Annotated in this window: 22 protein-coding genes; 20 read left to right on the forward strand and 2 right to left on the reverse strand. The window is 44.1% G+C overall.

Annotated features, from left to right (window positions below; all coding sequences use genetic code 11):
- Positions 1 to 34: 34 nt before the first annotated feature.
- Complete coding sequence (locus LI112_RS15410) at positions 35 to 196, reverse strand: hypothetical protein (protein ID WP_227191018.1); 162 nt, start codon at positions 194 to 196, stop codon at positions 35 to 37.
- Positions 197 to 262: 66 nt separating this feature from the next.
- On the opposite strand from LI112_RS15410, the gene LI112_RS15415 reads away from it, so the two are divergent.
- Entirely contained in the window at positions 263 to 1,099 is an 837-nt protein-coding gene (locus LI112_RS15415; protein ID WP_118367745.1) for a S8 family peptidase, read from the forward strand.
- A gap of 161 nt (positions 1,100 to 1,260) precedes the next feature.
- Positions 1,261 to 2,469 (forward strand): NADP-dependent isocitrate dehydrogenase, encoded by a 1,209-nt coding sequence (locus LI112_RS15420; RefSeq protein WP_144369347.1) that lies wholly within the window; start codon positions 1,261 to 1,263, stop codon positions 2,467 to 2,469.
- Positions 2,470 to 2,541: 72 nt separating this feature from the next.
- Here the strand turns inward: LI112_RS15420 and abc-f are convergent, their stop codons facing one another.
- Complete coding sequence (abc-f, locus tag LI112_RS15425; protein WP_227190998.1) at positions 2,542 to 4,458, reverse strand: ribosomal protection-like ABC-F family protein; 1,917 nt, start codon at positions 4,456 to 4,458, stop codon at positions 2,542 to 2,544.
- A 156-nt stretch (positions 4,459 to 4,614) separates the two neighbouring features.
- Between abc-f and LI112_RS15430 the strand changes: the two genes are divergently transcribed.
- The 18 genes from LI112_RS15430 (at position 4,615) to ybeY (ending at position 21,997) form a co-directional block, all read left to right on the forward strand.
- Complete coding sequence (locus LI112_RS15430; protein ID WP_144369345.1) at positions 4,615 to 5,268, forward strand: redox-sensing transcriptional repressor Rex; 654 nt, start codon at positions 4,615 to 4,617, stop codon at positions 5,266 to 5,268.
- A gap of 113 nt (positions 5,269 to 5,381) precedes the next feature.
- The gene (locus tag LI112_RS15435; protein ID WP_151190345.1) at positions 5,382 to 6,884 is read left to right on the forward strand and encodes an NAD(P)H-hydrate dehydratase; all 1,503 of its coding nucleotides are present in this window, start codon (positions 5,382 to 5,384) and stop codon (positions 6,882 to 6,884) included.
- A gap of 45 nt (positions 6,885 to 6,929) precedes the next feature.
- Positions 6,930 to 8,096 carry an alanine racemase gene (alr, locus tag LI112_RS15440; protein WP_055065680.1) on the forward strand — a complete coding sequence of 389 codons (1,167 nt, stop codon included), beginning with the start codon at positions 6,930 to 6,932 and terminating at the stop codon, positions 8,094 to 8,096.
- Positions 8,097 to 8,130: 34 nt separating this feature from the next.
- Positions 8,131 to 8,523 carry a type II toxin-antitoxin system PemK/MazF family toxin gene (locus LI112_RS15445; protein WP_005423406.1) on the forward strand — a complete coding sequence of 131 codons (393 nt, stop codon included), beginning with the start codon at positions 8,131 to 8,133 and terminating at the stop codon, positions 8,521 to 8,523.
- 91 nt (positions 8,524 to 8,614) lie between these two features.
- Positions 8,615 to 9,562, forward strand: a complete 948-nt coding sequence (locus LI112_RS15450; protein ID WP_005423398.1) for a hemolysin family protein — start codon at positions 8,615 to 8,617, stop codon at positions 9,560 to 9,562.
- Positions 9,532 to 10,275, forward strand: coding sequence for a YebC/PmpR family DNA-binding transcriptional regulator (locus LI112_RS15455; protein ID WP_005423396.1), 744 nt, complete (start codon positions 9,532 to 9,534; stop codon positions 10,273 to 10,275). Before LI112_RS15450 ends, LI112_RS15455 begins: the two co-directional genes overlap by 31 nt.
- Before the next feature lie 72 nt (positions 10,276 to 10,347).
- Positions 10,348 to 11,064, forward strand: coding sequence for a ClpP family protease (locus LI112_RS15460; RefSeq protein ID WP_227190999.1), 717 nt, complete (start codon positions 10,348 to 10,350; stop codon positions 11,062 to 11,064).
- Between the two features lie 117 nt (positions 11,065 to 11,181).
- On the forward strand, positions 11,182 to 12,069 hold the full coding sequence (locus LI112_RS15465) for a sulfide/dihydroorotate dehydrogenase-like FAD/NAD-binding protein (protein WP_227191000.1): 888 nt from the start codon (positions 11,182 to 11,184) through the stop codon (positions 12,067 to 12,069).
- A complete protein-coding gene (gltA, locus tag LI112_RS15470; RefSeq protein ID WP_227191001.1) occupies positions 12,069 to 13,463 on the forward strand; it encodes an NADPH-dependent glutamate synthase in 1,395 nt (464 codons plus the stop codon). Before LI112_RS15465 ends, gltA begins: the two co-directional genes overlap by 1 nt.
- 201 nt (positions 13,464 to 13,664) lie before the next feature.
- On the forward strand, positions 13,665 to 14,540 hold the full coding sequence (locus tag LI112_RS15475; protein WP_117997567.1) for an undecaprenyl-diphosphate phosphatase: 876 nt from the start codon (positions 13,665 to 13,667) through the stop codon (positions 14,538 to 14,540).
- A 79-nt stretch (positions 14,541 to 14,619) separates the two neighbouring features.
- Positions 14,620 to 17,478: a DNA translocase FtsK gene (locus tag LI112_RS15480; RefSeq protein ID WP_227191003.1), complete on the forward strand. Its 2,859-nt coding sequence runs from the start codon at positions 14,620 to 14,622 to the stop codon at positions 17,476 to 17,478.
- Positions 17,479 to 17,958, forward strand: coding sequence for a 23S rRNA (pseudouridine(1915)-N(3))-methyltransferase RlmH (rlmH, locus tag LI112_RS15485; RefSeq protein ID WP_005423370.1), 480 nt, complete (start codon positions 17,479 to 17,481; stop codon positions 17,956 to 17,958). It abuts the gene before it with no gap.
- Positions 17,959 to 18,025: 67 nt separating this feature from the next.
- The gene (locus LI112_RS15490; protein ID WP_055056161.1) at positions 18,026 to 18,352 is read left to right on the forward strand and encodes a cupin domain-containing protein; all 327 of its coding nucleotides are present in this window, start codon (positions 18,026 to 18,028) and stop codon (positions 18,350 to 18,352) included.
- Between the two features lie 19 nt (positions 18,353 to 18,371).
- A complete protein-coding gene (locus tag LI112_RS15495; protein ID WP_055056162.1) occupies positions 18,372 to 18,920 on the forward strand; it encodes a DUF2284 domain-containing protein in 549 nt (182 codons plus the stop codon).
- Between the two features lie 66 nt (positions 18,921 to 18,986).
- Positions 18,987 to 19,262, forward strand: a complete 276-nt coding sequence (locus LI112_RS15500; RefSeq protein WP_022388743.1) for a YabP/YqfC family sporulation protein — start codon at positions 18,987 to 18,989, stop codon at positions 19,260 to 19,262.
- A gap of 9 nt (positions 19,263 to 19,271) precedes the next feature.
- Positions 19,272 to 20,498, forward strand: a complete 1,227-nt coding sequence (locus LI112_RS15505) for a sporulation protein YqfD (protein WP_117592264.1) — start codon at positions 19,272 to 19,274, stop codon at positions 20,496 to 20,498.
- Positions 20,491 to 21,519: a PhoH family protein gene (locus LI112_RS15510; protein ID WP_117592267.1), complete on the forward strand. Its 1,029-nt coding sequence runs from the start codon at positions 20,491 to 20,493 to the stop codon at positions 21,517 to 21,519. Before LI112_RS15505 ends, LI112_RS15510 begins: the two co-directional genes overlap by 8 nt.
- Positions 21,503 to 21,997: an rRNA maturation RNase YbeY gene (gene ybeY / locus LI112_RS15515; RefSeq protein WP_055056165.1), complete on the forward strand. Its 495-nt coding sequence runs from the start codon at positions 21,503 to 21,505 to the stop codon at positions 21,995 to 21,997. The genes LI112_RS15510 and ybeY overlap by 17 nt, the downstream gene beginning before the upstream one ends.
- Positions 21,998 to 22,000: the final 3 nt, after the last annotated feature.

The following is a 22,000-nucleotide window of genomic DNA, read 5'->3' on the forward strand; positions in this document are numbered from 1 at the left end:
AAAATGAAGCTGCCGCTTCACGATTTATTAATCGTTAAAGCGACAGCCCCTTTTTATCTTTCATCCACATCTGGATATATTCCATCTGTTCCTGGTCGGATATTTCCTGTGATCCGGGGTCATTTCCGGCGGCGAGGCAGCAGAAGAGCACAAATGCCTGCAGGCAGAAAAACACAATAAGTGCTACAATGATCAAATTCCGCACCCCCTTTCACTGAAACTGGAATATATTAATATAGAAACCTTTATCTGGAGTATATGCATGAACGAGTCATTTTATACAGGAAAGGGAATCGGAGTGGCAATTCTTGACACGGGAATCTATCCGCATATAGATTTTGACAGCAGAATTTGTGCTTTTGCGGATTTTATAGCGCATAAAAAATCTCCATATGATGACAATGGACATGGAACCTGTGTAGCCGGAATTCTGGCCGGGAGTGGCAGGGCCTCCATGGGAAAATATAAAGGGATGGCACCAGGCAGCAGGATAGCAGCGCTGAAAGTACTTGATCGGTTTGGAAATGGAAATAAAGAAGATGTCCTGCAGGCTTTTCGCTGGATTTTACAGAACAGGGAACGATACAAGCTTCGAATTGTTAATATTTCTGTGGGAACGACTTATCGTACGCGAAACGAGCAGGATGTACTGGTGCAGGGTGTGGAGAAATTATGGGATGAAGGCCTGGTGGTGGTCGCAGCGGCAGGAAATCAGGGACCGAAGCCGGGGAGCGTGACGGCACCTGGATGCAGCAAAAAGATCATTACGGTGGGATCCAGTGATATGCTCTCGGGAAAGCGGGCAGTATCCGGGCGCGGACCAACATTTGAATGCGTGTGTAAACCGGATCTGGTGGCACCAGGACGGCAGATTATGGCGTGTACTCCGGGAGCTGGAAACCTGTACAGCATGAAAAGCGGAACGTCCATGTCAACTCCGCTGGTATCCGGTGCAATTGCACTGGCACTGGAAAAAGACCCACTGCTTTCCAATGTAGAGATAAAAATGATGTTGAGAGACAGCTGCGATGATATGGGGCTGCCGAGAAACCAGCAGGGATGGGGAAAGTTCAACTGCCGGAAATTTATGGCTCTATAAGAAAACCACATTATTGTATAAACAAAAATGCATGATTTTATCATAGTAAAGGCCGAAAGTATTGACGGAAGTCCTTTTTTCGGATAGAATAGTAGGAAATTGGCAATTGTTCGGAGATAAACAGTTGCAAAAAATCAGATATCAGACAAGGGAGACGTATTATGGAAAAAATTCAAATGACGACACCGTTGGTAGAGATGGACGGAGATGAGATGACCAGAATCCTCTGGAAAATGATCAAAGATGAACTTCTTCTTCCGTTTATTGATCTGAACACAGAGTATTATGATCTTGGACTGACTTATCGTAATGAAACAGATGATCAGGTTACGATTGATGCCGCCGAAGCAACTAAGAAATATGGTGTTGCAGTAAAATGTGCGACGATCACTCCAAATCATGCACGTATGGACGAATATGATCTCAAGAAGATGTATAAGAGCCCGAATGGTACGATTCGTGCAATCCTTGATGGAACAGTATTCCGTGCACCGATCGTTGTAAAGGGAATTGAGCCATGTGTACGCAACTGGAAGAAACCGATTACACTTGCGCGTCATGCATATGGAGATATTTACAAGAATACAGAGATGTACATTGACAAACCAGGTAAGGTTGAGCTGGTTTATACTTCTGAAGACGGCGAAGAGAAACGCTCCCTTGTACAGGAGTTCAAAGCACCGGGAGTTGCGATGGGCATGCACAACATGACTGCATCCATTGAAAGCTTTGCAAGAAGCTGTTTCAACTATGCACTGGATACGAAGCAGGATGTATGGTTTGGTGCGAAAGATACAATCTCCAAGACATACGATGCGAAATTCAAAGAAGTATTCCAGACGGTATTTGACACAGAATTTAAGGACAGATTCGAAGAAGCAGGACTTACTTATTTCTACAGTCTGATCGATGATATCGTAGCGCGTGTTATGAAGGCAGAAGGCGGATTTATCTGGGCATGCAAGAACTATGACGGAGATGTTATGAGCGATATGGTTTCTTCTGCATTCGGTTCTCTTGCAATGATGACATCAGTACTTGTTTCTCCTCAAGGATATTACGAATATGAAGCAGCTCATGGAACAGTACAGAGACATTATTATCGTCATCTGGAAGGAAAAGAGACATCTACAAACTCTGTAGCAACAATCTTTGCATGGACAGGAGCTCTTCGTAAACGTGGAGAACTGGATGGCAATCAGAAACTGGAAGAGTTTGCAGATAAACTGGAAAACGCTACCCTTTCCACGATTGAAAGTGGCAAGATGACCAAAGACCTTGCACTGATCACAACAATTGAGAATCCGACTGTACTGAACAGCCGTGATTTCATCCTTGCAATCAGAGAATCTCTGGAGAAAATGTTGTAATATACGCACAAAAGAGCCATTGTATCAACTGCGATACAGTGGCTCCTGTAATATTGGGAGAGAAAATTGCAGTTACGCAAGTTCCTCCCATTTTTCATATAATTCTTCAAGTTCTGCCTGAATCTTGTCTTTTTCGCGGCTCAGTTCCGCACAGCGTCCTACATTCGTACAGACATCCGGAAGAACGAGAGTGTCGTCGATCTCTTTATCTCGTGTTTCAAGTTCCTCGATGCGTTTTTCGACTTTTTTAAGTTCGTTTTCCTGTTTACGCTTGCGAGCCTGTTCTTCTTTTTGCTGCTGCCAGGTGAGTTTTCCCTCAGAAGGTGTTTCTTCATTAACTTCTTCGGTGGCTTCCTGTGCAGTCGGAGCATATTTCTCAGTCAGTTCTTCTTTTTTCTCCAGATAGTAGTCGTAATCACCGATATAGTTGACAACTGACTGATTTGTCAGATCCAGAATGCGGGTTGCAGTCTGGTTGATGAAATAACGGTCATGAGAAACGTACAGTACCGTTCCGGTGTAGCTGTTCAGTGCTTCTTCCAGGATTTCCTTGGATGCGATATCCAGATGGTTGGTAGGCTCATCAAGGATCAGGAAATTGGCTTCGGAAAGCATCAGTTTGGCAAGAGAAACACGGCCTCGTTCGCCACCGGAAAGAGAGGAGATCACTTTGAATACATCGTCTCCGGTAAAGAGAAATGCTGCCAGCATATTACGGATCTGTGTCTCGGTGAGTGTCGGATATGTGTCTGAAATTTCCTCAAAAATTGTTTTTTCTGCATGAAGTACATGATGCTCCTGATCATAGTAACCAATCTGCACTTTGGCACCCAGAGAGAAGCTTCCGGCGTCTGCATCCAGAAGTCCGTTGAGAATCTTGAGCATTGTAGTTTTGCCGGTTCCGTTGTTTCCGATCAGTGCTACGCGCTCGCCTCGTTTGATCTGGAAAGAAATATTGGAAAAAAGTTTCTGCTGCGGGAAACTTTTGGCGAGATCTTCTACGGTAAGGACATCGTTTCCACTGACCACGCGTGGCTCAAGAGAAAGACGCATCTGGCTCTGGACTTCGATCGGTTTGTCGACCCGCTGAATCTTATTCAGCATCTTTTCACGGCTCTCTGCACGTTTGATGGATTTTTCTCTGTTGAAAGATTTCAGCTTGACGATAACGGCTTCCTGATGCTTGATCTCGCGCTGCTGGTTGAGATATGCCTTGTACTGGGCATCACGAAGCTGTGCTTTTTTCTCTGCATAAGCGGAGTAATTACCGGCGTACATACGAACCTGTCCGGCATCGATCTCGATGACTTTTGTGACAACTTTGTCCAGAAAATAGCGGTCATGAGATACAATGAAAACAGCACCAGGATAATTGAGAAGATAAGTTTCCAGCCAGGCAATGCTTTCCATATCCAGGTGGTTGGTAGGCTCATCGAGCAGAAGGATATCTGGTTTGGAAATCAGCAGTTTACCGAGGGCAACACGTGTTTTCTGACCGCCGGAAAGAGTCGCCACCTGTTTGGTAAAATCCTCTTCTGTAAATCCGAGACCATTCAGAACACCCATAAGTTCGCTTTTGTAGGCATAGCCATTCTCCAGTTCAAATTCATGAGTCAGGCGGGTGTAGGAGTTCATCAGGCGGTCAAGTTCTTCGCCGGAAGCATTTTTCATCTGGACTTCCATGGCACGAAGGCGTTCTTCCATATCGATGATATACTGTTTGGTGCTTAAGAGTTCTTCATATACAGAAAGGTGTCCCTGTACATCCTGATACTGGGCGAGGTAACCGATGCGTTTGTCCTTGGCAAGAACTACCTGTCCGGCATCTGCATGGATCTCTTCCATTATAATGCGAAGAAGTGTGGTCTTGCCGGCACCGTTATTACCGATCAGAGCAGCTTTTTCGCGTTCTTCTATATGAAAAGAGGCATCTTCCAGAATCACTTTTTCACCGAAGGATTTGGAGATACCCTGACATGATAAAATCATAGTTATTCCTCCGAAGTAAATATACGGTATGATTATAAAAGCAAAAATGGCCTTTGTAAAGGAAAATCAATGAAAATTGTACATATTTGACAACATTGATTGACAACAAAATGTCAATTCGTTATAATTAACGAGAAAGTGTAAGGAGGGACAACGGTGGAAGCAAAACAGATTTCAAAAGCTGTGATTAAGAGACTGCCACGTTACTATAGATACCTTGGTGAACTTCTGGAAGACAATGTAGAGAGAATCTCTTCCAATGATCTTAGTAAAAAAATGCGTGTTACAGCGTCTCAGATACGTCAGGATCTGAATAATTTCGGGGGATTTGGACAGCAGGGATACGGTTATAATGTAAAATATCTTTATACAGAGATCGGTAAGATCCTGGGGCTGGATATCGTGCATCCGATGATCATTGTAGGAGCTGGTAATCTGGGGCAGGCACTTGCCAATTATGTTGAGTTTGAGAAGAGAGGATTCAAGCTGGCCGGTATTTTTGATGTAAATCCGGTACTTGAGGGAATTGCGGTTCGTGGGATTGAGATTCAGATGATCAGTGATCTTCCTTTTTTTATGAAAGAAAACAATATTGAGATCGCAATTCTGACATTGCCGAAGAATAAGGCACGTGATATGGCGGAGATTCTGATCGAGAACGGAATCAAAGCTATCTGGAATTTTGCACATATCGATCTGGATACTCCGGATGATGTGATCGTGGAGAATGTTCATCTTTCAGAGAGTCTTATGACATTATCCTATAATCTCAGTCAGTATCGTCAGGAACATATAGACGATGAGAAATAAGCAGCACTTATAAAGTGATGGCAGGACGGACAGACAGGCTGTTACCCGGCTCCTTATGGCAAGGAGGCTGCGTAATGGCCTTTTATGCTAATTATGGCAGGTGAGGAAAAAGAATGAAACAGATTGTGACCTGTAAAGAAATGAAAGCTCTTGATGGAAATATGATTGAGGGAATCGGGATTCCGTCCTGTGTCCTGATGGAACGGGCAGCTCTGAAAGTCGCAGAAGAACTGGAACGGACGCTGGCAGACAAAAAACAGGAAGAACGGATTCTCTGTGTCTGCGGAAGCGGGAACAACGGAGGAGATGGCGTGGCTGTTGCCCGTATTCTGAAACTGCATGGTTATCGTACAAGTCTGTATCTGGTGGGGAATCCGGACCACAGGACTGTGGAAATGCAGCGTCAGCTGGATATTGCAGCTGCCTGTCAGGTGCCGGTTGTGAATAACCTGGAAACAGAGGAATATACTACTATAGTAGATGCCATTTTCGGCGTTGGGCTGAGTCGTCCGGTCGAGGGCAGTTACAGAGATGTGATCATGGCACTGAATCAGTTGAATGCCTGGAAAGTGGCTGTTGATATTCCGTCCGGAGTAAATGGCGATACAGGAGCAGAACTTGGAATTGCTTTTCATGCAGATCTGACAGTGACATTTGCATTTCGGAAAGCAGGCCTTTGCCTGTATCCGGGCAGGAAATTTGCCGGTAAAGTGATCGTTGCGGATGTTGGCATCTACACAAGTGATAAGGTGAAACCATATTTATGGCAGACAGAAAAAACAGATATTTATTTTCTGCCGGATAAAATTGTTGATGGAAACAAAGGAACTTTTGGAAAGATTCTGGTCGTTGCCGGAAGTCCGGGCATGTGTGGGGCGGCTTACCTCAGTGCGTCGGGAGCTTTTGCAGTGGGCAGCGGAATGGTGAAAATCGTTACGGCAGAAGAGAATCGGATTCCACTGCAGACAATGCTGCCGGAAGCAATGCTTGACTGTGGCGATGATTTTGCAAAAGATCTTGACTGGTGCGATATTGTGGTGATCGGCCCGGGAATTGGAACTACGTACCAGGCTGCCGAAAAAGTACAGTGGTTTCTGGAGGCAGCATCAGGAGCTGCTAAACCAGTCATACTGGATGCAGATGGGCTGAATCTGCTGGCACAGCATCCGGAATGGAAACAGTATCTTACGAGCCGCGTGGTCATGACACCACATATGGGTGAGATGGGACGGCTGACAGGAAAAAAGGTCAGTGAACTTCAAAAAGACCGTATTGCAGCAGCGAGGGAGCTGGCGGCAGAGACCGGTGCGGTTTGTGTGCTGAAAGATGCATGTACCGTGACGGCAGCACCGGATGGAAATACCTGGATCAGTCTGGCGGGAAATCCTGGAATGGCGACTGCGGGAAGTGGAGATGTTCTGACCGGAATTCTTGCAGGTGTGCTGGCAATGTTCCTGAATAAAAGGACGGAACTGCCGGATACAGGCAGACAGGCTGCGTTGGGAGTACTGCTTCATGGTATGGCAGGAGATCTGGCAGCGAAAGAAAAAGGAACAGCAGGTATGAAGGCCGGAGATATTGTGCGAGGAGCTTCAGAAGTTTTGAAAAATAAATAGAATACCGAAATATCTGAGCAGATCAGGCAGGAAGAGGAGGGTATTATGAAAAAATTTGAGAGAGTTAAAGCAGTAGTATCACTGGATGCCATTGCTCATAACTTTGAGGAAATGAAGAAAAACATTGCAGATGGTACCAGGATCGTAGCTGTTATCAAGGCCGATGGTTATGGACATGGTGCAGAAGCGATTTCGCGTCTTATAGAAGACTATGAGTACATCTGGGGATTTGCGACCGCGACAGCAGAGGAAGCGATTCAGTTGAAAGATGCCGGGATTGAGAAACCGGTATTGATTCTCGGACTTGTTTTTGAAGAGTATTTCCAGGAACTGATCAGAAAAGATGTGCGCCTGACGGTCTGTGAGTATGATGTGGCAAAAATCCTTTCTGATGAGGCAGTCCGCCAGGGCAGACAGGTGCATATCCACATTGCACTGGATACCGGAATGAGCCGTATTGGATTTGCAGATAAGCCGGAAAGCGTTGAGGAGATCAAAAAGATCGCCGCACTTCCAAATGTTGAGATTGAAGGTATGTTTACACACTTCGCGCGGGCAGATGAGACGGATAAAGCTCCGGCAGTAGAACAGCTGAAACGTTATCTTACGTTTGCTGACCTTCTGGAAAAGGCGGGAGTACAGATTCCGCTGAAGCATTGCTCGAACAGTGCGGGAATCATTCGTATGCCAGAGGCAAACCTGAACCTGGTCCGTGCGGGAATTACGATCTATGGTATTTATCCGTCCGATGAAGTGGAGAGGGACATTGTGAAACTGAAGCCGGCGATGGAGCTGAAGAGTCATGTGGCTTATGTGAAGGATCTTCCGGCAGGAACGGCGATCAGTTATGGCGGAACATTTGCTTCCGAAAACGATCTTCGTGTTGCAACGATTCCGGTTGGCTATGCGGATGGGTATCCGAGAACTCTGTCTAATAAAGGATGGGTTCTGATACATGGACAGAAAGCACCGATCCTTGGCAGAGTCTGTATGGACCAGTTCATGGTGGATGTTACACATATTCCGGATGTGAAACATGGAGATGAGGTAACATTGATCGGCAGGGACGGAGACGAATTTATCAGCATTGAGACTTTCGGCGATATGTCCGGCAGATTTTCTTATGAATTTGCCTGCGATATCAGTAAACGTGTCCCGAGAGTCTATATAAAAGACGGCAGAGAATGGGGAGATCTGACCTTCTTCGAATAAACTGCAGCACCACGCATGTATACACAGAAGAAAAATGGAAATACTAATTCCAGAGAAAAAAGAATCGGAGTGTGATTGTGTGGTAATTAAAAGAGGGGATATTTTTTATGCAGATTTAAGGCCGGTAGTTGGGAGTGAACAGGGTGGTGTCCGCCCGGTTCTGATCATTCAGAATGATGTGGGCAACCGACACAGTCCCACGGTCATCTGTGCTGCGATTACTTCTAAGATGAATAAGGCAAAGCTGCCGACGCATATTGAGATCGATGCTTCTTCTTATGGAATTGAGAAGGACTCGGTGATCTTGTTGGAACAGCTGCGTACGATCGATAAAAAAAGGCTGAAGGATAAGGTATGCCATCTTGACCAGACAATGCTGGATCGAGTGAATCATGCCCTTGAAATCAGCCTTGAACTTACTTTTTAGGCTGTTATCCTTGACGAACAGAAGCTAAAGTGCTATATTTTAGCAGTAATTGTGCTGATTTTAAACAAATTACGGAAGGAATAGATACAAAATGGACGATGGCAGTCGATTGCCCCGCAGGGGGCCGGCGAAGGTTATAGACTGGATCCAGGGCCTTTTTTTCAGAGTTTTTCATTTCTTTAAAGGGGAACAGGAAGATTCTGTTACGGAAAAAGAAATCATCTCTATGGTGGATGAGGCACATGAGAAAGGTGTCCTCCAGAAAGATGAAGCAGAGATGATCCAGAATATTTTTGCTTTTGAAGATAAAGAAGTGGGTGTGGTTATGACTCACAGAAGCAGTGTGGCTGCTTTTGCGATGGATGATCTGCTCAAGGATGTTGTGAATCATATGATGGAAGAGGAAAATTCCCGATATCCGGTCTGCGGGGAAGATATGGATGATATCCGGGGACTGATCCATTACAAAGATGCACTGAAATTCTTTACACAGAATCCATGGGCGAAGTTCAAACCACTGAAAGAGCTTCCGGGGCTTATCAGGAAAGCGACTTTTGTTCCTGAGACCAGACATATCGGACAGCTTTTCCGTACCATGCAGGCCAGACAGGTACATATGGCAGTTGTCGTGGATGAGTATGGTCAGACGGCAGGAATCGTAACGATGGAAGACCTCATTGAGGAAATCGTCGGGGATATTTTTGATGAATACGATGAGAGCAGGGATACATTTCGGACACAGGTAGATAACAGTATCATTATTGATGGACTTGCCAGTCTGGATGATGTGGAGCAGGAACTGGATATTGAATTCGGTGATGTAGAAATGGAAACGCTGAACGGTTATCTGACAGAGCTTCTGGGACATATTCCGTCCAGGGAGGATCTGGACAAAGAAATTGTTGCAAACGGCTACAGATTTAAGATTCTTTCACTTGGAAACAGAACCATCGGAAGAGTAAGAGCCGAAAAAATAAATGACAAAGAAACAAAAGGAGAGAGTGAAAAATGTCAGGACATTCAAAATTCGCAAACATAAAGCACAAAAAGGAAAAAAATGACGCAAAAAAAGGTAAAGTATTTACTGTAATCGGCCGTGAGATCGTTATGGCAGTCAAAGCCGGCGGTGCGGACCCGAACAACAACAGCAAACTTCGTGACGTTATCGCAAAAGCAAAAGCAAACAACATGCCGAATGATACAATTGAACGTGGTATCAAAAAAGCAGCCGGTGCAGATTCTGCTGACAGTTATGAACGTGCTACATATGAAGGATATGGTCCGAATGGTGTTGCAATCATCGTTGAGACTCTGACTGACAACAAAAACCGTACAGCAAGTAATGTAAGAAATGCATTTACAAAAGGTTATGGAAGCATCGGAACTCAGGGATGTGTATCCTTTATGTTTGATCAGAAAGGTCAGATCATCATTGATAAAGAAGAACTGGAAGACGAATGTGGTGAGATGGATGCAGACGAGCTTATGATGACAGCACTTGATGCAGGCGCAGAGGATTTCAACGAAGAAGAAGACAGCTTTGAGATCCTGACAGCTCCGGATGATTTCAGTGCCGTGCGTGAGGCTCTGGAAAAAGCTGGTATCCCGATGGTAGAAGCTCAGGTTGCTATGGTTCCGCAGACATATGTGGATTTGACAGATGAAAAGGATGTCAAGAACCTGCAGAGAACACTGGATCTTCTCGATGAGGATGATGATGTTACAGATGTTTGGACAAACTGGAACGAATGATATGATCTGTATGTATAACAGAGCGTAGTTTGACGCAAAATACCTTCATGAATCTTCATGGAGGTATTTTTTATGTCTGAAAAAGAAATCGAGAATGACAAACAGCAGGCTTTGGATAAAGAAGAAAAAGAAAATGAGCAGATCAGGGAAATGGGTGAGTTGACACTTGACCAGAATGTGAAGAGACACCGGATCGAACTTCTGACGATCATTGGTGAAGTAGAAGGCCATGATGCTGCACCGTCGCAGAGTAAAACAACAAAATATGAACATGTTCTGCCAAAACTTGCAATGATCGAAGACGATGAAAACGTGGAAGGACTTCTGATTCTTTTGAATACGGTTGGCGGTGATGTGGAGGCAGGACTTGCTATTGCAGAGATGATTGCTTCTTTGAGTATTCCAACGGTATCTCTGGTTCTTGGCGGCGGTCATTCAATCGGTGTGCCGATGGCTGTGTCAGCAGATTATTCTTTTGCTGTGCCAAGTGCCACGATGGTAATTCATCCGGTGCGTTCGAGTGGGATGTTTATCGGAGTGGCCCAGACCTATCGTAATATGGAAAAAATTCAGGACCGTATCACAGGCTTTATTGCGACACATTCCAGAGCTTCGCAGGAACGACTGGAAGAACTGATGCTGGATACCAGTCAGCTGGTCAAAGATGTCGGAACGCTTCTGGAAGGTGAGGAGGCAGTAAAAGAAGGGCTGATTGATGAGATTGGAGGAATCCGTGAGGCACTTGCAAAACTGCATGAGATGATTGACACGAAAAATAATAAAATATAAAAAATTGTGAAAAAAAAGACATTTTTATGCATCTTTATAAATGTTTTCCTTGTCATATAGCAGATTTTAGCGTATTATTATTAGAGGATTGAATGAAAATATGCTAGGAGGGAAACAATGTATAAGATTTTAAAAGCTGAAACACTGGCAGCTAAGATTCATCTTATGGTCGTACACGCACCGCGTGTTGCAAGCCATTGTCAGCCAGGACAATTCATCATCGTAAAAATGGATGAGAAGGGCGAGAGAATTCCGCTTACAATCTGTGACTATGATCGCGAAGAAGGAACGATTACAATCGTATTCCAGGAAGTTGGAGCATCTACTATTAAGATGTCCGAATTAAAAGCTGGAGATTCTTTCCGTGACTTTGTAGGACCTCTGGGATGTCCTTCTGAATTTGTTCATGAAGACATCGAAGAACTTAAGAAAAAGAAAATGGTATTCGTAGCCGGAGGTGTTGGTACAGCACCTGTTTATCCGCAGGTAAAATGGCTTCACGAGCATGGTATTACTGCAGACGTAATCCTTGGTTCCAAAACAAAGGATATGGTTATTCTTGAAAAAGAACTTGCAGCTGTTTCCAACCTTTATGTTACAACAGATGACGGATCTTATGGACGTTCCGGTATGGTAACAAAGACTCTGGAAGACCTTGTTACAAATGAAGGTAAACACTATGATGTCTGTGTTGCGATCGGACCGATGATCATGATGAAATTTGTCTGTCTTCTTACTAAGAAACTTGGTATCCACACGATCGTCAGCATGAACCCGATCATGGTTGACGGAACTGGTATGTGTGGAGCATGTCGTCTCCAGGTTGGCGATGAAATTAAATTTGCCTGCGTAGACGGACCGGAATTCGACGGACATCTCGTTGATTTCGATCAGGCTATGAAGAGAAGCCAGATGTACAAGACTGAAGAAGGACGTGCATTACTGAAGCTTCAGGAAGGCGATACCCACCACGGTGGATGCGGACAGTGCGGAGGTGACAAGTAATGGCAGATGCAAAAATGTTAAATAAAGTACCGGTAAGAGAACAGGATCCGAAGGTACGTGCTACAAACTTTGAAGAAGTTTGTCTTGGATATAATCAGGAAGAAGCAATGGAAGAGGCACAGAGATGTCTGGGCTGTAAAAAACCGAAATGCGTAGAAGGATGTCCGGTGTCCATCAATATTCCTGGATTTATCGAGCAGATCAAAGAAGGAAACATTGAAGAAGCATATAAAGTGATCGGATTATCTTCCGCACTTCCGGCTATCTGCGGACGTGTATGTCCTCAGGAGTCTCAGTGTGAAGGACAGTGTATCCGTGGTAAGAAGGGTGAAGCTGTTTCTATCGGTAAACTGGAAAGATTCGTTGCTGACTATGCTCTGGAACATGATATTAAACCAGTCGGAGCAGAAGTTAAGAACGGACATAAAGTTGCTGTTATCGGTTCTGGTCCGTCCGGACTTACCTGCGCAGGTGATCTTGCAAAGGCCGGATATGATGTAACCGTATTTGAAGCTCTTCATGAACTTGGTGGAGTTCTTGTTTATGGTATTCCGGAATTCCGTCTTCCAAAACAGAAAGTTGTTAAGAAAGAGATCGAGAAAGTTAAAGAACTCGGTGTTAAATTTGAAACAAACGTTGTTATCGGTAAATCCACAACAATCGATCAGCTGACCGAAGATGAAGGATTTGAAGCTGTATTTATCGGTTCCGGTGCAGGTCTTCCGATGTTTATGGGAATCCCGGGTGAAAACGCAAGCGGTGTATTCTCTGCAAACGAGTACCTGACAAGAAGCAACCTGATGAAAGCATTCGATGACTCTTATGATACACCGATCGCAGCAGGTAAGAAAGTTGCTGTTGTCGGCGGTGGTAACGTAGCTATGGATGCTGCAAGAACTGCTCTCAGACTTGGTGCTGAAGTACATATCGTATACAGAAGAAGTGAAGCAGAGCTTCCTGCACGAGCAGAAGAAGTTCATCATGCTAAAGAAGAAGGAATCATCTTTGATCTTCTTACAAATCCGAAGGAAATCCTTGTTGACGAGAACGGACATGTAAGCGGTATGAAGGTTGTTAAGATGGAACTGGGCGAGCCGGATGCATCCGGAAGAAGACGTCCTGTTGAGATTCCAGGTTCTGAATATGATATGGATGTTGATACCGTTATCATGTCACTTGGTACTTCTCCGAACCCGCTGATTTCTTCCACTACTAAAGGACTTGAGATCAACAAGAGAAGATGTATCGTTGCTGAAGAAGAAACAGGTAAGACTTCCAAAGATGGCGTTTACGCCGGTGGAGATGCTGTTACAGGTGCGGCTACCGTTATCCTTGCTATGGGAGCTGGTAAAGCCGGAGCCAAAGGTATCGATGAATATCTGAAAAATAAATAAAATGAATCAGGGGCCTTCCGGTACAGAAATGTGTCGGAAGGTCTTTTTTTGAATGGAATAAGAACACAAGTTCTTTTTTGCTGTCTTGTAAGTTTTTCGGGAATATGTTATACTATCCACTGTTAATATGCCTTTATAGGCGGTTATGAGAAATTTACCGGATAATATGGTACAGATTAGTTGAAAGAAAAGGATAAAAATATGATAGTTCTTTATATTATTTTACTGGCTATAGTGCAGGGAATTACAGAATTTCTTCCGGTCAGCAGTTTTGGACATCTTTGTTTTGTTCAGAATATACTTGGTATGGAACATGGACCCGGAGTACTCATGGAGGTTATGCTTCATGTCGGAACACTGGCTGCGATCTTTATGACTTTTCAGAAGGATATTCGCAGACTGGCAGTGGAATCCATTGAAATGTTTATGGATGTGATCGGAAATGCAAATCTCTATATACATAACAGACGTACCGGGGATGAGCTTCATTATGCAAAGATTATAAGCAATATTTACCGTAAATTTGCAGTTCTACTGATGGTTTCCATGATTCCGACGATGTTTCTGGGATATACAGCACGCAGACTTGTTGCAATGTCTGCAGCTTCAAAACTTCTTCCGGGTGTTGGGATTCTGATCACGGGGATTATTCTTCTGGTAATTGATCTGAGTCAGGTAGGCGGCACAAAAGCAGCTAAGGATGCAAGCTTTTCCAATGCCATGTGGATCGGAATCTGTCAGGGCCTTTCGGTATTTCCGGGATTTTCCAGAAGTGGAATGACGATCAGTGCCGGGTTGATGAGCGGATTCAGCCGTACATTTGCAGTGAAGTATTCTTATATTTTGTCGATTCCGGCAATTATCGGTGCACTGATCATGGAACTTGGGCAGTTTGGTTCTGCAGATATGACAGTAGGGCTTGGCTTTTCTTATGTATTTGGAATGATCATTGCAGCAGTTGTTGGAAGTCTGGCAATCCGGGCATGCCTGAGACTTGTACACAACGGAAAATTCCGCTTTTTTGCATACTATTGTTTTATTGTGGGAATTATTGCGCTTGTAGCAAATTTTGCATAGTTGGGAATATTTTTTCTGCCGGAGGATTTTCTGATTTTCCGGCGGATTTTTATGAAGAATCATTAGGAGGGGTGCCTGAATGGCAGCAACAAAGAAACAGAGTAACCGAAGAGGAACCGCAAAAACCACTTCCGGACGTAAAAATACGAGAAAAAAACAGACCAGAAAACAGGTGAAAAAGCAGGGAGTTACCAGCGGATTCCAGACAGAGATCATTTTGCTGACAATTCTGGCGGCTTCGATCATATTGATCATCAGTAATCTTGGCATGGGTGGAGTGGTCGGTGCTGCGATCAGTAAGGCATCTTTCGGGATTATGGGATTGCTTGCGTATGTTTTTCCGGTATTGATCTTTGTTGGTGCTGCATTTCTTGTATCGAACAGTAAGAATCCTCTTGCATACAAAAAAGCACTTGCTGCGCTTGTGTTTTTTGTTTTTCTGTGCGGCCTGGTTCAGCTGTTGACAGAGGGATATATGTCCAGTACTACAATGTCGGAGTATTATTCGACCTGTTCTACATATAGAACGGGTGGTGGTGTGCTTGGTGGAGCTATCTGCATTTCTACGACTTCCGCATTTGGTGTTGCGGGGGGATATGTGATTATTATTCTTGTACTTCTGATCTCTCTGATATTGATCACGCAGAAATCATTTTTTGGTTTTGTTTTCCGTATCTGGGATGCAGTCTGTGCACTTGCCAGAGATGGACATGACATGTATATGGAGGGACAGCCGGAGCGAGATCTTCGCAAAGAGCTTCGTGTGCAGGAACGCAGACAGAGGAGAGAAGAACGGCAGGCGCAGCGTGTGCGCGAACTGGAAGAGGCTCTGGCACAGGAAAACAATGATGAAGAAGAGGCTGCAGCTAAAGAGAAGAAATCTACAGGATTTCTTGAAGGGACGCTGCTTGTTCCACCGGAAGCAAAGAAGAAAAAGAATCGTAAGACAGTGCTCAGAGATCATAAGAAGACTGCAGAAGGCATAAAAAATGATACTGCCACAGATACAGATTCCGTAGCTGTAGTTTCAGATATGACTTCAGATTTTGCAGGAAATGCAGAACACGGGGAAACTGTGAGGCAGGACCAGAAGGATGAGATGCCTGAGAATATGCTTGTGGAGAACACGATGGCGATGGCTTCACCACAGACTCTGATGTTTGAGATTCACCGTGCAGAGCCGGAAGAATTTTATCAGGAACCATCAGACAGCTATGTGCAGCCAACGGCAGAGCAGGATGTACCGGAATTATCAGAATGCTATTCTGAACCGGAGCCGGTAGAAACATATGCGGAAGTACAGCAGGTGCAGGAGCCGGTGTCTGAGAATGTTCCGGAATCTGTGCCGCAGCCGGAGACAAGACCTGTTTCACAGTCAGTCAAAAATCCGAAGTCTTCCAAACAGGAGATTGAAAGTGGAATTCAAAATATCCAGAAAGAGATTACACAGCAGAATGAAGTGGTTAAGCGTGAGTATCATTATCCGCCGCTGAAACTTCTGAAGCGTGGAGATGGCAAATCACAGGGAGACTCCGATGAACATCTTCGCAAGACTGCGAAGAAGCTGCAGGATACATTGCATAATTTTGGTGTGAATGTAACTGTGACGAATGTAAGCTGCGGACCAACTGTCACCAGATATGAATTGCAGCCGGAAATGGGCGTTAAAGTAAGTAAGATCGTCAATCTGGCAGATGATATCAAATTAAACCTTGCAACGCCGGACATTCGTATTGAGGCACCGATTCCGGGCAAAGCGGCTGTTGGTATTGAAGTACCGAACAAAGAAAATCATGCTGTTATGCTGAGAGAGATCCTTCAGTCACAGGAATTTCAGAGTGCAAAGTCCAGGCTGTCTTTTGCAGTTGGTAAAGATATTGCAGGAAAACCGGTTGTTACGGATATTGCCAAGATGCCACATCTTCTGATCGCGGGTGCTACAGGTTCCGGTAAATCTGTCTGTATCAATACCCTGATCGTAAGTATCCTGTACAAAGCATCTCCGGAAGATGTCAAATTGATCATGATTGACCCGAAGGTAGTGGAACTCAGTGTTTATAACGGTATTCCACATCTGTTCATTCCGGTTGTCACGGATCCGAAAAAAGCTGCCGGTGCATTGAACTGGGCAGTAACAGAGATGATGAATCGTTACAATACGTTTGCAGAATACAGTGTTCGAAATCTTCAGGAATATAACCGCAAAGTTGAAGGAATGCGTATTCCGGAAGGAGAAGAGCGCCCTGAGAAGATGCCGCAGATCGTAATTATTGTAGATGAGCTTGCAGACCTTATGATGGTTGCTCCTGGAGAAGTGGAGGATGCAATCTGTCGTCTGGCACAGCTTGCACGTGCTGCAGGTATTCATCTGATCATTGCAACACAGCGACCGTCTGTAAATGTTATCACCGGTCTGATCAAGGCAAATATGCCGTCACGAATTGCATTCTCTGTATCTTCTGGTGTTGATTCAAGGACGATCCTTGACATGAATGGAGCAGAGAAGCTTCTTGGAAAGGGCGATATGCTGTTTTATCCGCAGGGATATCAGAAACCGGCCAGACTGCAGGGGGCTTTTGTATCCGATGAAGAAGTCAGCAGTATTGTTGACTTTCTGGCAGAAAAGAATCCGGGAATGCAGTACAATTCCCAGATTGAACAGCAGGTAAATACGGCAGGCATGTCCGGTGGCACCGGTGGTTCTTCGGCTGACGACAGGGATGCTTATTTTGTGGAGGCCGGTAAATTCATTATTGAAAAAGAAAAGGCATCGATTGGTATGCTCCAGAGAATGTTCAAAATCGGTTTCAACAGAGCTGCAAGAATCATGGATCAGTTATGTGATGCAGGGGTTGTCGGACCGGAGGAAGGAACGAAACCTCGTAAGGTACTGATGTCTGCAGAAGAATTTGAAAATTATATAGAGGAATACCTGTAAATGGAAATTAAGATCATAACTGTAGGGAAAATTAAAGAAAAATATCTGAATGATGGAATTGCCGAGTATGCGAAGCGTCTGAGCCGTTACTGCAAACTGACATTTTGCCAGGTTCCGGATGAAAAGACACCGGATAAAGCATCTGATGCACTGAACGAGCAGATTAAGAATACAGAAGCGGAACGTCTGATGAAGCATATCCGGGAACAGGATTATGTAATTGCGCTTGCGATTGATGGTAAAATGCTGGATTCCGTTGAGTTATCCGAAAAAATCGGACGTCTGGGTGTAGAAGGCAAAAGTTCTGTCGCATTTGTGATCGGAGGCTCGTTAGGTCTTGGCAATGAAGTCCTGAAAAGAGCAGATTATAAACTGAGCTTTTCCAGAATGACATTTCCTCATCAGCTGATGCAGATGATTCTTCTGGAGCAGATCTATCGTGGCTACAGGATCCTGAACCATGAACCTTATCATAAATAAAAAGACACAAACCGGAAATAACTCCGGCTTGCAATAAATGATTTCCAAAAAAGGAGGATATAGTGATATGACAACAGAACGAGTAGAACATATGGCAGGTGGACAGGGACATGCATTGGTGAAACGTCTCCTTGATGAGAAGCAGTTAAACGGAAAATGCAAATTATATGCGCAGGTAACTCTGGAACCGGGATGTTCTCTGGGATATCATGAACATCATAATGAGAGTGAAACGTATTATATTCTTTCAGGAAAAGGTATTTACAGTGATAATGGAACACTCCGTATGGTGCAGGCCGGTGATGTGACATTTACTCCGGACGGCAAAGGACATGGACTTACAAACAGCGGCGATGAAGACCTTGTATTCATGGCGCTGATTATTCTGGATTAATTAAAATGGAGGAACCCTGATGGCGGCAGAACTGAATATTGATAAATTTGAAGATTTTATTGCGAAGTATCCGATCTTTGAATATCGTATCCTGAATACCGGAGATCTGTCTGTCGAGGAGAGAGTAAGGATCGTCTGTCAGCAGGAATGTGAACGGTATGGATCGACCTGGGCATGTCCGCCGGCTGTGGGTACTCTGAAAGAATGCGAGGAAAGAATCCGCAAGTTTGGACAGGCTGTTTTCTTTTCCAGTGTGGCAGAAGTTTCTGATCTTATGAATATGCAGGAAATGCTGCAAACAAGAGCTGCACACGAAGAACTGACAACGGAAGTTGCCCGTTTTTTGAAAGAACAGGGATTTGAGACGTTTACACTTTCAACGGAATCCTGTGATATCTGTGAGGACTGTGCATATCCACATGGCAAACCGTGCAGACATCCGGACCGAATGCATCCTTGCCTGGAAAGCCATGGCGTGGTAGTAAGTGAGATCGTAGAGAAACAGCAGATGGAGTATAATCTGGGCGGAAATACGATACTCTGGTTTTCCATGGTGCTTTTTAAATAAAATATCAGAGAATAAACAAGACCTCTCCGGCGTACATTTATAATGAGCGCCAGGGAGGTTTTTGTTATGAAAAAGATGGGACAATGGAAAGAAAATCTTGTTACCTCGCTGGAAATACCGAGAGATCTGGCAATGAAAGAAACGGTGTTTACTGTTACAGGAAAACATCAGGCAGTAGTCTGCAACTATCGAAGTGTTTTGCGGTATGAGAAAGAAGAAATAATATTACTGACTTTTCAGGGGAAACTTCGAATACAGGGAAAAAGACTGAAGATTCCGATGTATACACCTGAAGAAATGTATATTGAAGGTGTGATTACGGAGATTATCCTGGAAGGTTAGGAGGAGATTATGAAAAAGTATGCCGGGTTTCGAAATGGATACGTTCGTGTGAGGATATATGGGGAACAGACAGAACGTTTTCTGAATCTGTGCAGAGCGCATGAGATTCGAATCAGTGATCTCAGAAAAGAATCAGATCTGAGTCTTACGGGATGTCTGCAGATCAGAGATTTTTTCAGACTCGCTCCAATACATAGAAAAACAAAAGTAAAAATTCATATTCTGGAAAAGCATGGACTTCCTTTCTTTTTTTACCGAAGTAAAAAGAGAAAGGCTTTTTTTCTTGGATTACTTTTATGTGCAGGACTGCTTTTGTTCCTGTCCGGACGGTTGTGGGAAATTGACGTAGAGGGAAATGTCAGAAACAGCACACCTGAGATACTGGATTTTCTGGAACAAAAAGGAATCAGGCATGGAATGGCAAAAGAAAGGCTCAGCTGCAGTGAGATTGCAGCTGAAATCCGTAAAAAATATCCGGATATTACGTGGGTATCAGCAAAACTGGAGGGAACCAGACTGCTCCTTACAGTCAGAGAAGGGATATTTATACAGACTACAGAAGAAAAGGACAAATCTGCCTGTGATATTATGGCAGAACGCGATGGTGAGATCATAAAAATGATAACCAGAAGCGGACTGCCCCGGAAAAAGGTTGGGGATTTATGTAAAAAAGGTGAAATCCTGGTATCGGGAATACTGGAATTAAAGGATGACAGTCAGGAGGTTGTAAAGTATGAAGCGGTTCATGCAGATGCAGATATTTATATAAAAAGACAGAAGGCATATTATCATGAGATTCCAATGATCTATGAGACATATGAATGGACCGGTAAAAAGAAAAAGGGTATCTATCTGAAAGCAGGCAGATTTTATTTGGAAATTGCAGACAGGACAAAAAATGGCTGGTATCAGATTGCAGAAGAACAGAAAATGTATCTGACCAAAAGTTTTCAGCTGCCGTGCTCAATAGGGTATATTACCCAAAACCAGTACAGAAAGATAAAAAAAGAGTATACAAGGGAAGAAGTAAAAAAACTTGCATGGCATACTTTGCAGAGGTATGAAGAAAAATTAATGCAAAAAGGGGTTCAAATATCTGCAAATAATGTTAAAATAGAAATTGACCACAAGACCTGTGTAAGCAAAGGTTTTTTGGAAATTATAGAAAAAATCGGAGAGGAGACTCCTGTAGAAATACCGGAGCAGCCTGCAGAAAGGACAACAGAGGATGGCTAACAGCATTATCGAGCTATATACGCAGGTGCCTGCAGATCTGGAGGGAAATGTGTTCGGTCAGTTTGACGAACACCTGAAGCTGATTGAACGGACGTTAAATGTAACACTGATATCCAGAGATGGCATGCTGAAGATCCTGGGTACCGAACAGAGTGCAACTCAGGCAAAAAAACTGATAGAGGAACTGGTGACGCTTGCAGGAAGAGGCAATACTATAACACGGCAGAACGTAAGTTATGCACTGTCTCTTGCCATGGAGGAACGAAATCAGGTACTCACGGAAATAGATAAAGATTTTATCTGTAATACGATACAGGGAAGACCAATCAAACCCAAAACATTAGGACAGCAGGAATATGTAGAACAGATCCGAAAGAAAATGATCGTATTTGGAATCGGACCTGCAGGAACCGGTAAGACTTACCTTGCTATGGCAATGGCAGTTACCGCATTTCGAAATGAAGAAGTCAGCCGTATCATTCTGACCAGACCGGCGATCGAAGCAGGGGAGAAACTTGGATTCCTTCCGGGTGATCTTCAGAGTAAAGTAGATCCGTATCTGCGCCCATTGTATGATGCATTATATCAGATCATGGGAGCTGACAGTTTCGCAAAAAATATGGAACGAGGGCTGATCGAAGTGGCTCCGCTTGCTTATATGCGAGGACGTACACTGGATAATGCATTTATTATTCTGGATGAGGCACAGAATACAACACCGGCACAGATGAAGATGTTTCTGACCCGTATTGGTTTTGGCTCCAAAGTGGTTGTTACCGGTGATGCGTCTCAGAAAGACCTTCCGAGAGATGCAGTATCTGGTCTTGATGTGGCGGCAAAGGTCCTTAAGAAGATAGATGATATTGGATTTTGCCAGCTTACCAGCAAAGACGTTGTACGTCATCCGCTGGTACAGCAGATCGTACAGGCATATGAAGATTACGAAAAGAAACAGAAACCGTCCAGAAGTACCGGTGGTACAAGGACAGTCCGGAGGAAAAAGAATGACCATACAAATTGATTATGAAGCAGAACGTAAACTGGATATTGATTATGAAAAACTGGCATCAGAAGTCGCTGAGCATATTCTTGAGACAGAGAACTGTCCTTATGATGTCTGCGTAAATCTTGTGATTACTGACAACGAAGAAATCAAACGGGTAAATACGGAATTTCGCTCAATTGGGGCACCGACAGATGTACTTTCTTTCCCGATGATACCGTTTAAGACACCGGCAGATTATTCAGTGATCGAGGGCGATGACAGCTATTTTGATCTTGATACAGATGAACTGATCCTTGGGGACGTTATGATCTCTGTAGATAAGGTCTATGCGCAGGCAGAAGAATATGGACACAGCACAGAGCGGGAATTCAGTTTCCTGTTTGCACACAGTATGCTGCATCTGCTCGGCTATGATCATATGGAACCGGATGAGGCAGCGGTAATGGAGGCCAAGCAGGCAAAGGCACTGGAGGATCTGGGAATTACCAGGTGATGA

This window comes from Blautia sp. 210820-DFI.6.14 (genome assembly GCF_020558815.1).
Classification (GTDB): domain Bacteria; phylum Bacillota; class Clostridia; order Lachnospirales; family Lachnospiraceae; genus Blautia_A; species Blautia_A obeum.

Coding starts and splice junctions, on each gene's coding strand:
- LI112_RS15480 (WP_227191003.1), top strand. CDS start 14,620: ATGGCAGCAACAAAGAAACAGAGTAACCGAAGAGGAACCGCAAAAACC.
- LI112_RS15445 (WP_005423406.1), top strand. CDS start 8,131: ATGGAAATACTAATTCCAGAGAAAAAAGAATCGGAGTGTGATTGTGTG.
- LI112_RS15450 (WP_005423398.1), top strand. CDS start 8,615: ATGGACGATGGCAGTCGATTGCCCCGCAGGGGGCCGGCGAAGGTTATA.
- LI112_RS15490 (WP_055056161.1), top strand. CDS start 18,026: ATGACAACAGAACGAGTAGAACATATGGCAGGTGGACAGGGACATGCA.
- LI112_RS15465 (WP_227191000.1), top strand. CDS start 11,182: ATGTATAAGATTTTAAAAGCTGAAACACTGGCAGCTAAGATTCATCTT.
- LI112_RS15495 (WP_055056162.1), top strand. CDS start 18,372: ATGGCGGCAGAACTGAATATTGATAAATTTGAAGATTTTATTGCGAAG.
- LI112_RS15475 (WP_117997567.1), top strand. CDS start 13,665: ATGATAGTTCTTTATATTATTTTACTGGCTATAGTGCAGGGAATTACA.
- rlmH (WP_005423370.1), top strand. CDS start 17,479: ATGGAAATTAAGATCATAACTGTAGGGAAAATTAAAGAAAAATATCTG.
- LI112_RS15435 (WP_151190345.1), top strand. CDS start 5,382: ATGAAACAGATTGTGACCTGTAAAGAAATGAAAGCTCTTGATGGAAAT.
- LI112_RS15415 (WP_118367745.1), top strand. CDS start 263: ATGAACGAGTCATTTTATACAGGAAAGGGAATCGGAGTGGCAATTCTT.
- LI112_RS15510 (WP_117592267.1), top strand. CDS start 20,491: ATGGCTAACAGCATTATCGAGCTATATACGCAGGTGCCTGCAGATCTG.
- LI112_RS15455 (WP_005423396.1), top strand. CDS start 9,532: ATGTCAGGACATTCAAAATTCGCAAACATAAAGCACAAAAAGGAAAAA.
- LI112_RS15460 (WP_227190999.1), top strand. CDS start 10,348: ATGTCTGAAAAAGAAATCGAGAATGACAAACAGCAGGCTTTGGATAAA.
- alr (WP_055065680.1), top strand. CDS start 6,930: ATGAAAAAATTTGAGAGAGTTAAAGCAGTAGTATCACTGGATGCCATT.
- LI112_RS15500 (WP_022388743.1), top strand. CDS start 18,987: ATGAAAAAGATGGGACAATGGAAAGAAAATCTTGTTACCTCGCTGGAA.
- ybeY (WP_055056165.1), top strand. CDS start 21,503: ATGACCATACAAATTGATTATGAAGCAGAACGTAAACTGGATATTGAT.
- LI112_RS15420 (WP_144369347.1), top strand. CDS start 1,261: ATGGAAAAAATTCAAATGACGACACCGTTGGTAGAGATGGACGGAGAT.
- LI112_RS15505 (WP_117592264.1), top strand. CDS start 19,272: ATGAAAAAGTATGCCGGGTTTCGAAATGGATACGTTCGTGTGAGGATA.
- gltA (WP_227191001.1), top strand. CDS start 12,069: ATGGCAGATGCAAAAATGTTAAATAAAGTACCGGTAAGAGAACAGGAT.
- abc-f (WP_227190998.1), bottom strand. CDS start 4,458: ATGATTTTATCATGTCAGGGTATCTCCAAATCCTTCGGTGAAAAAGTG.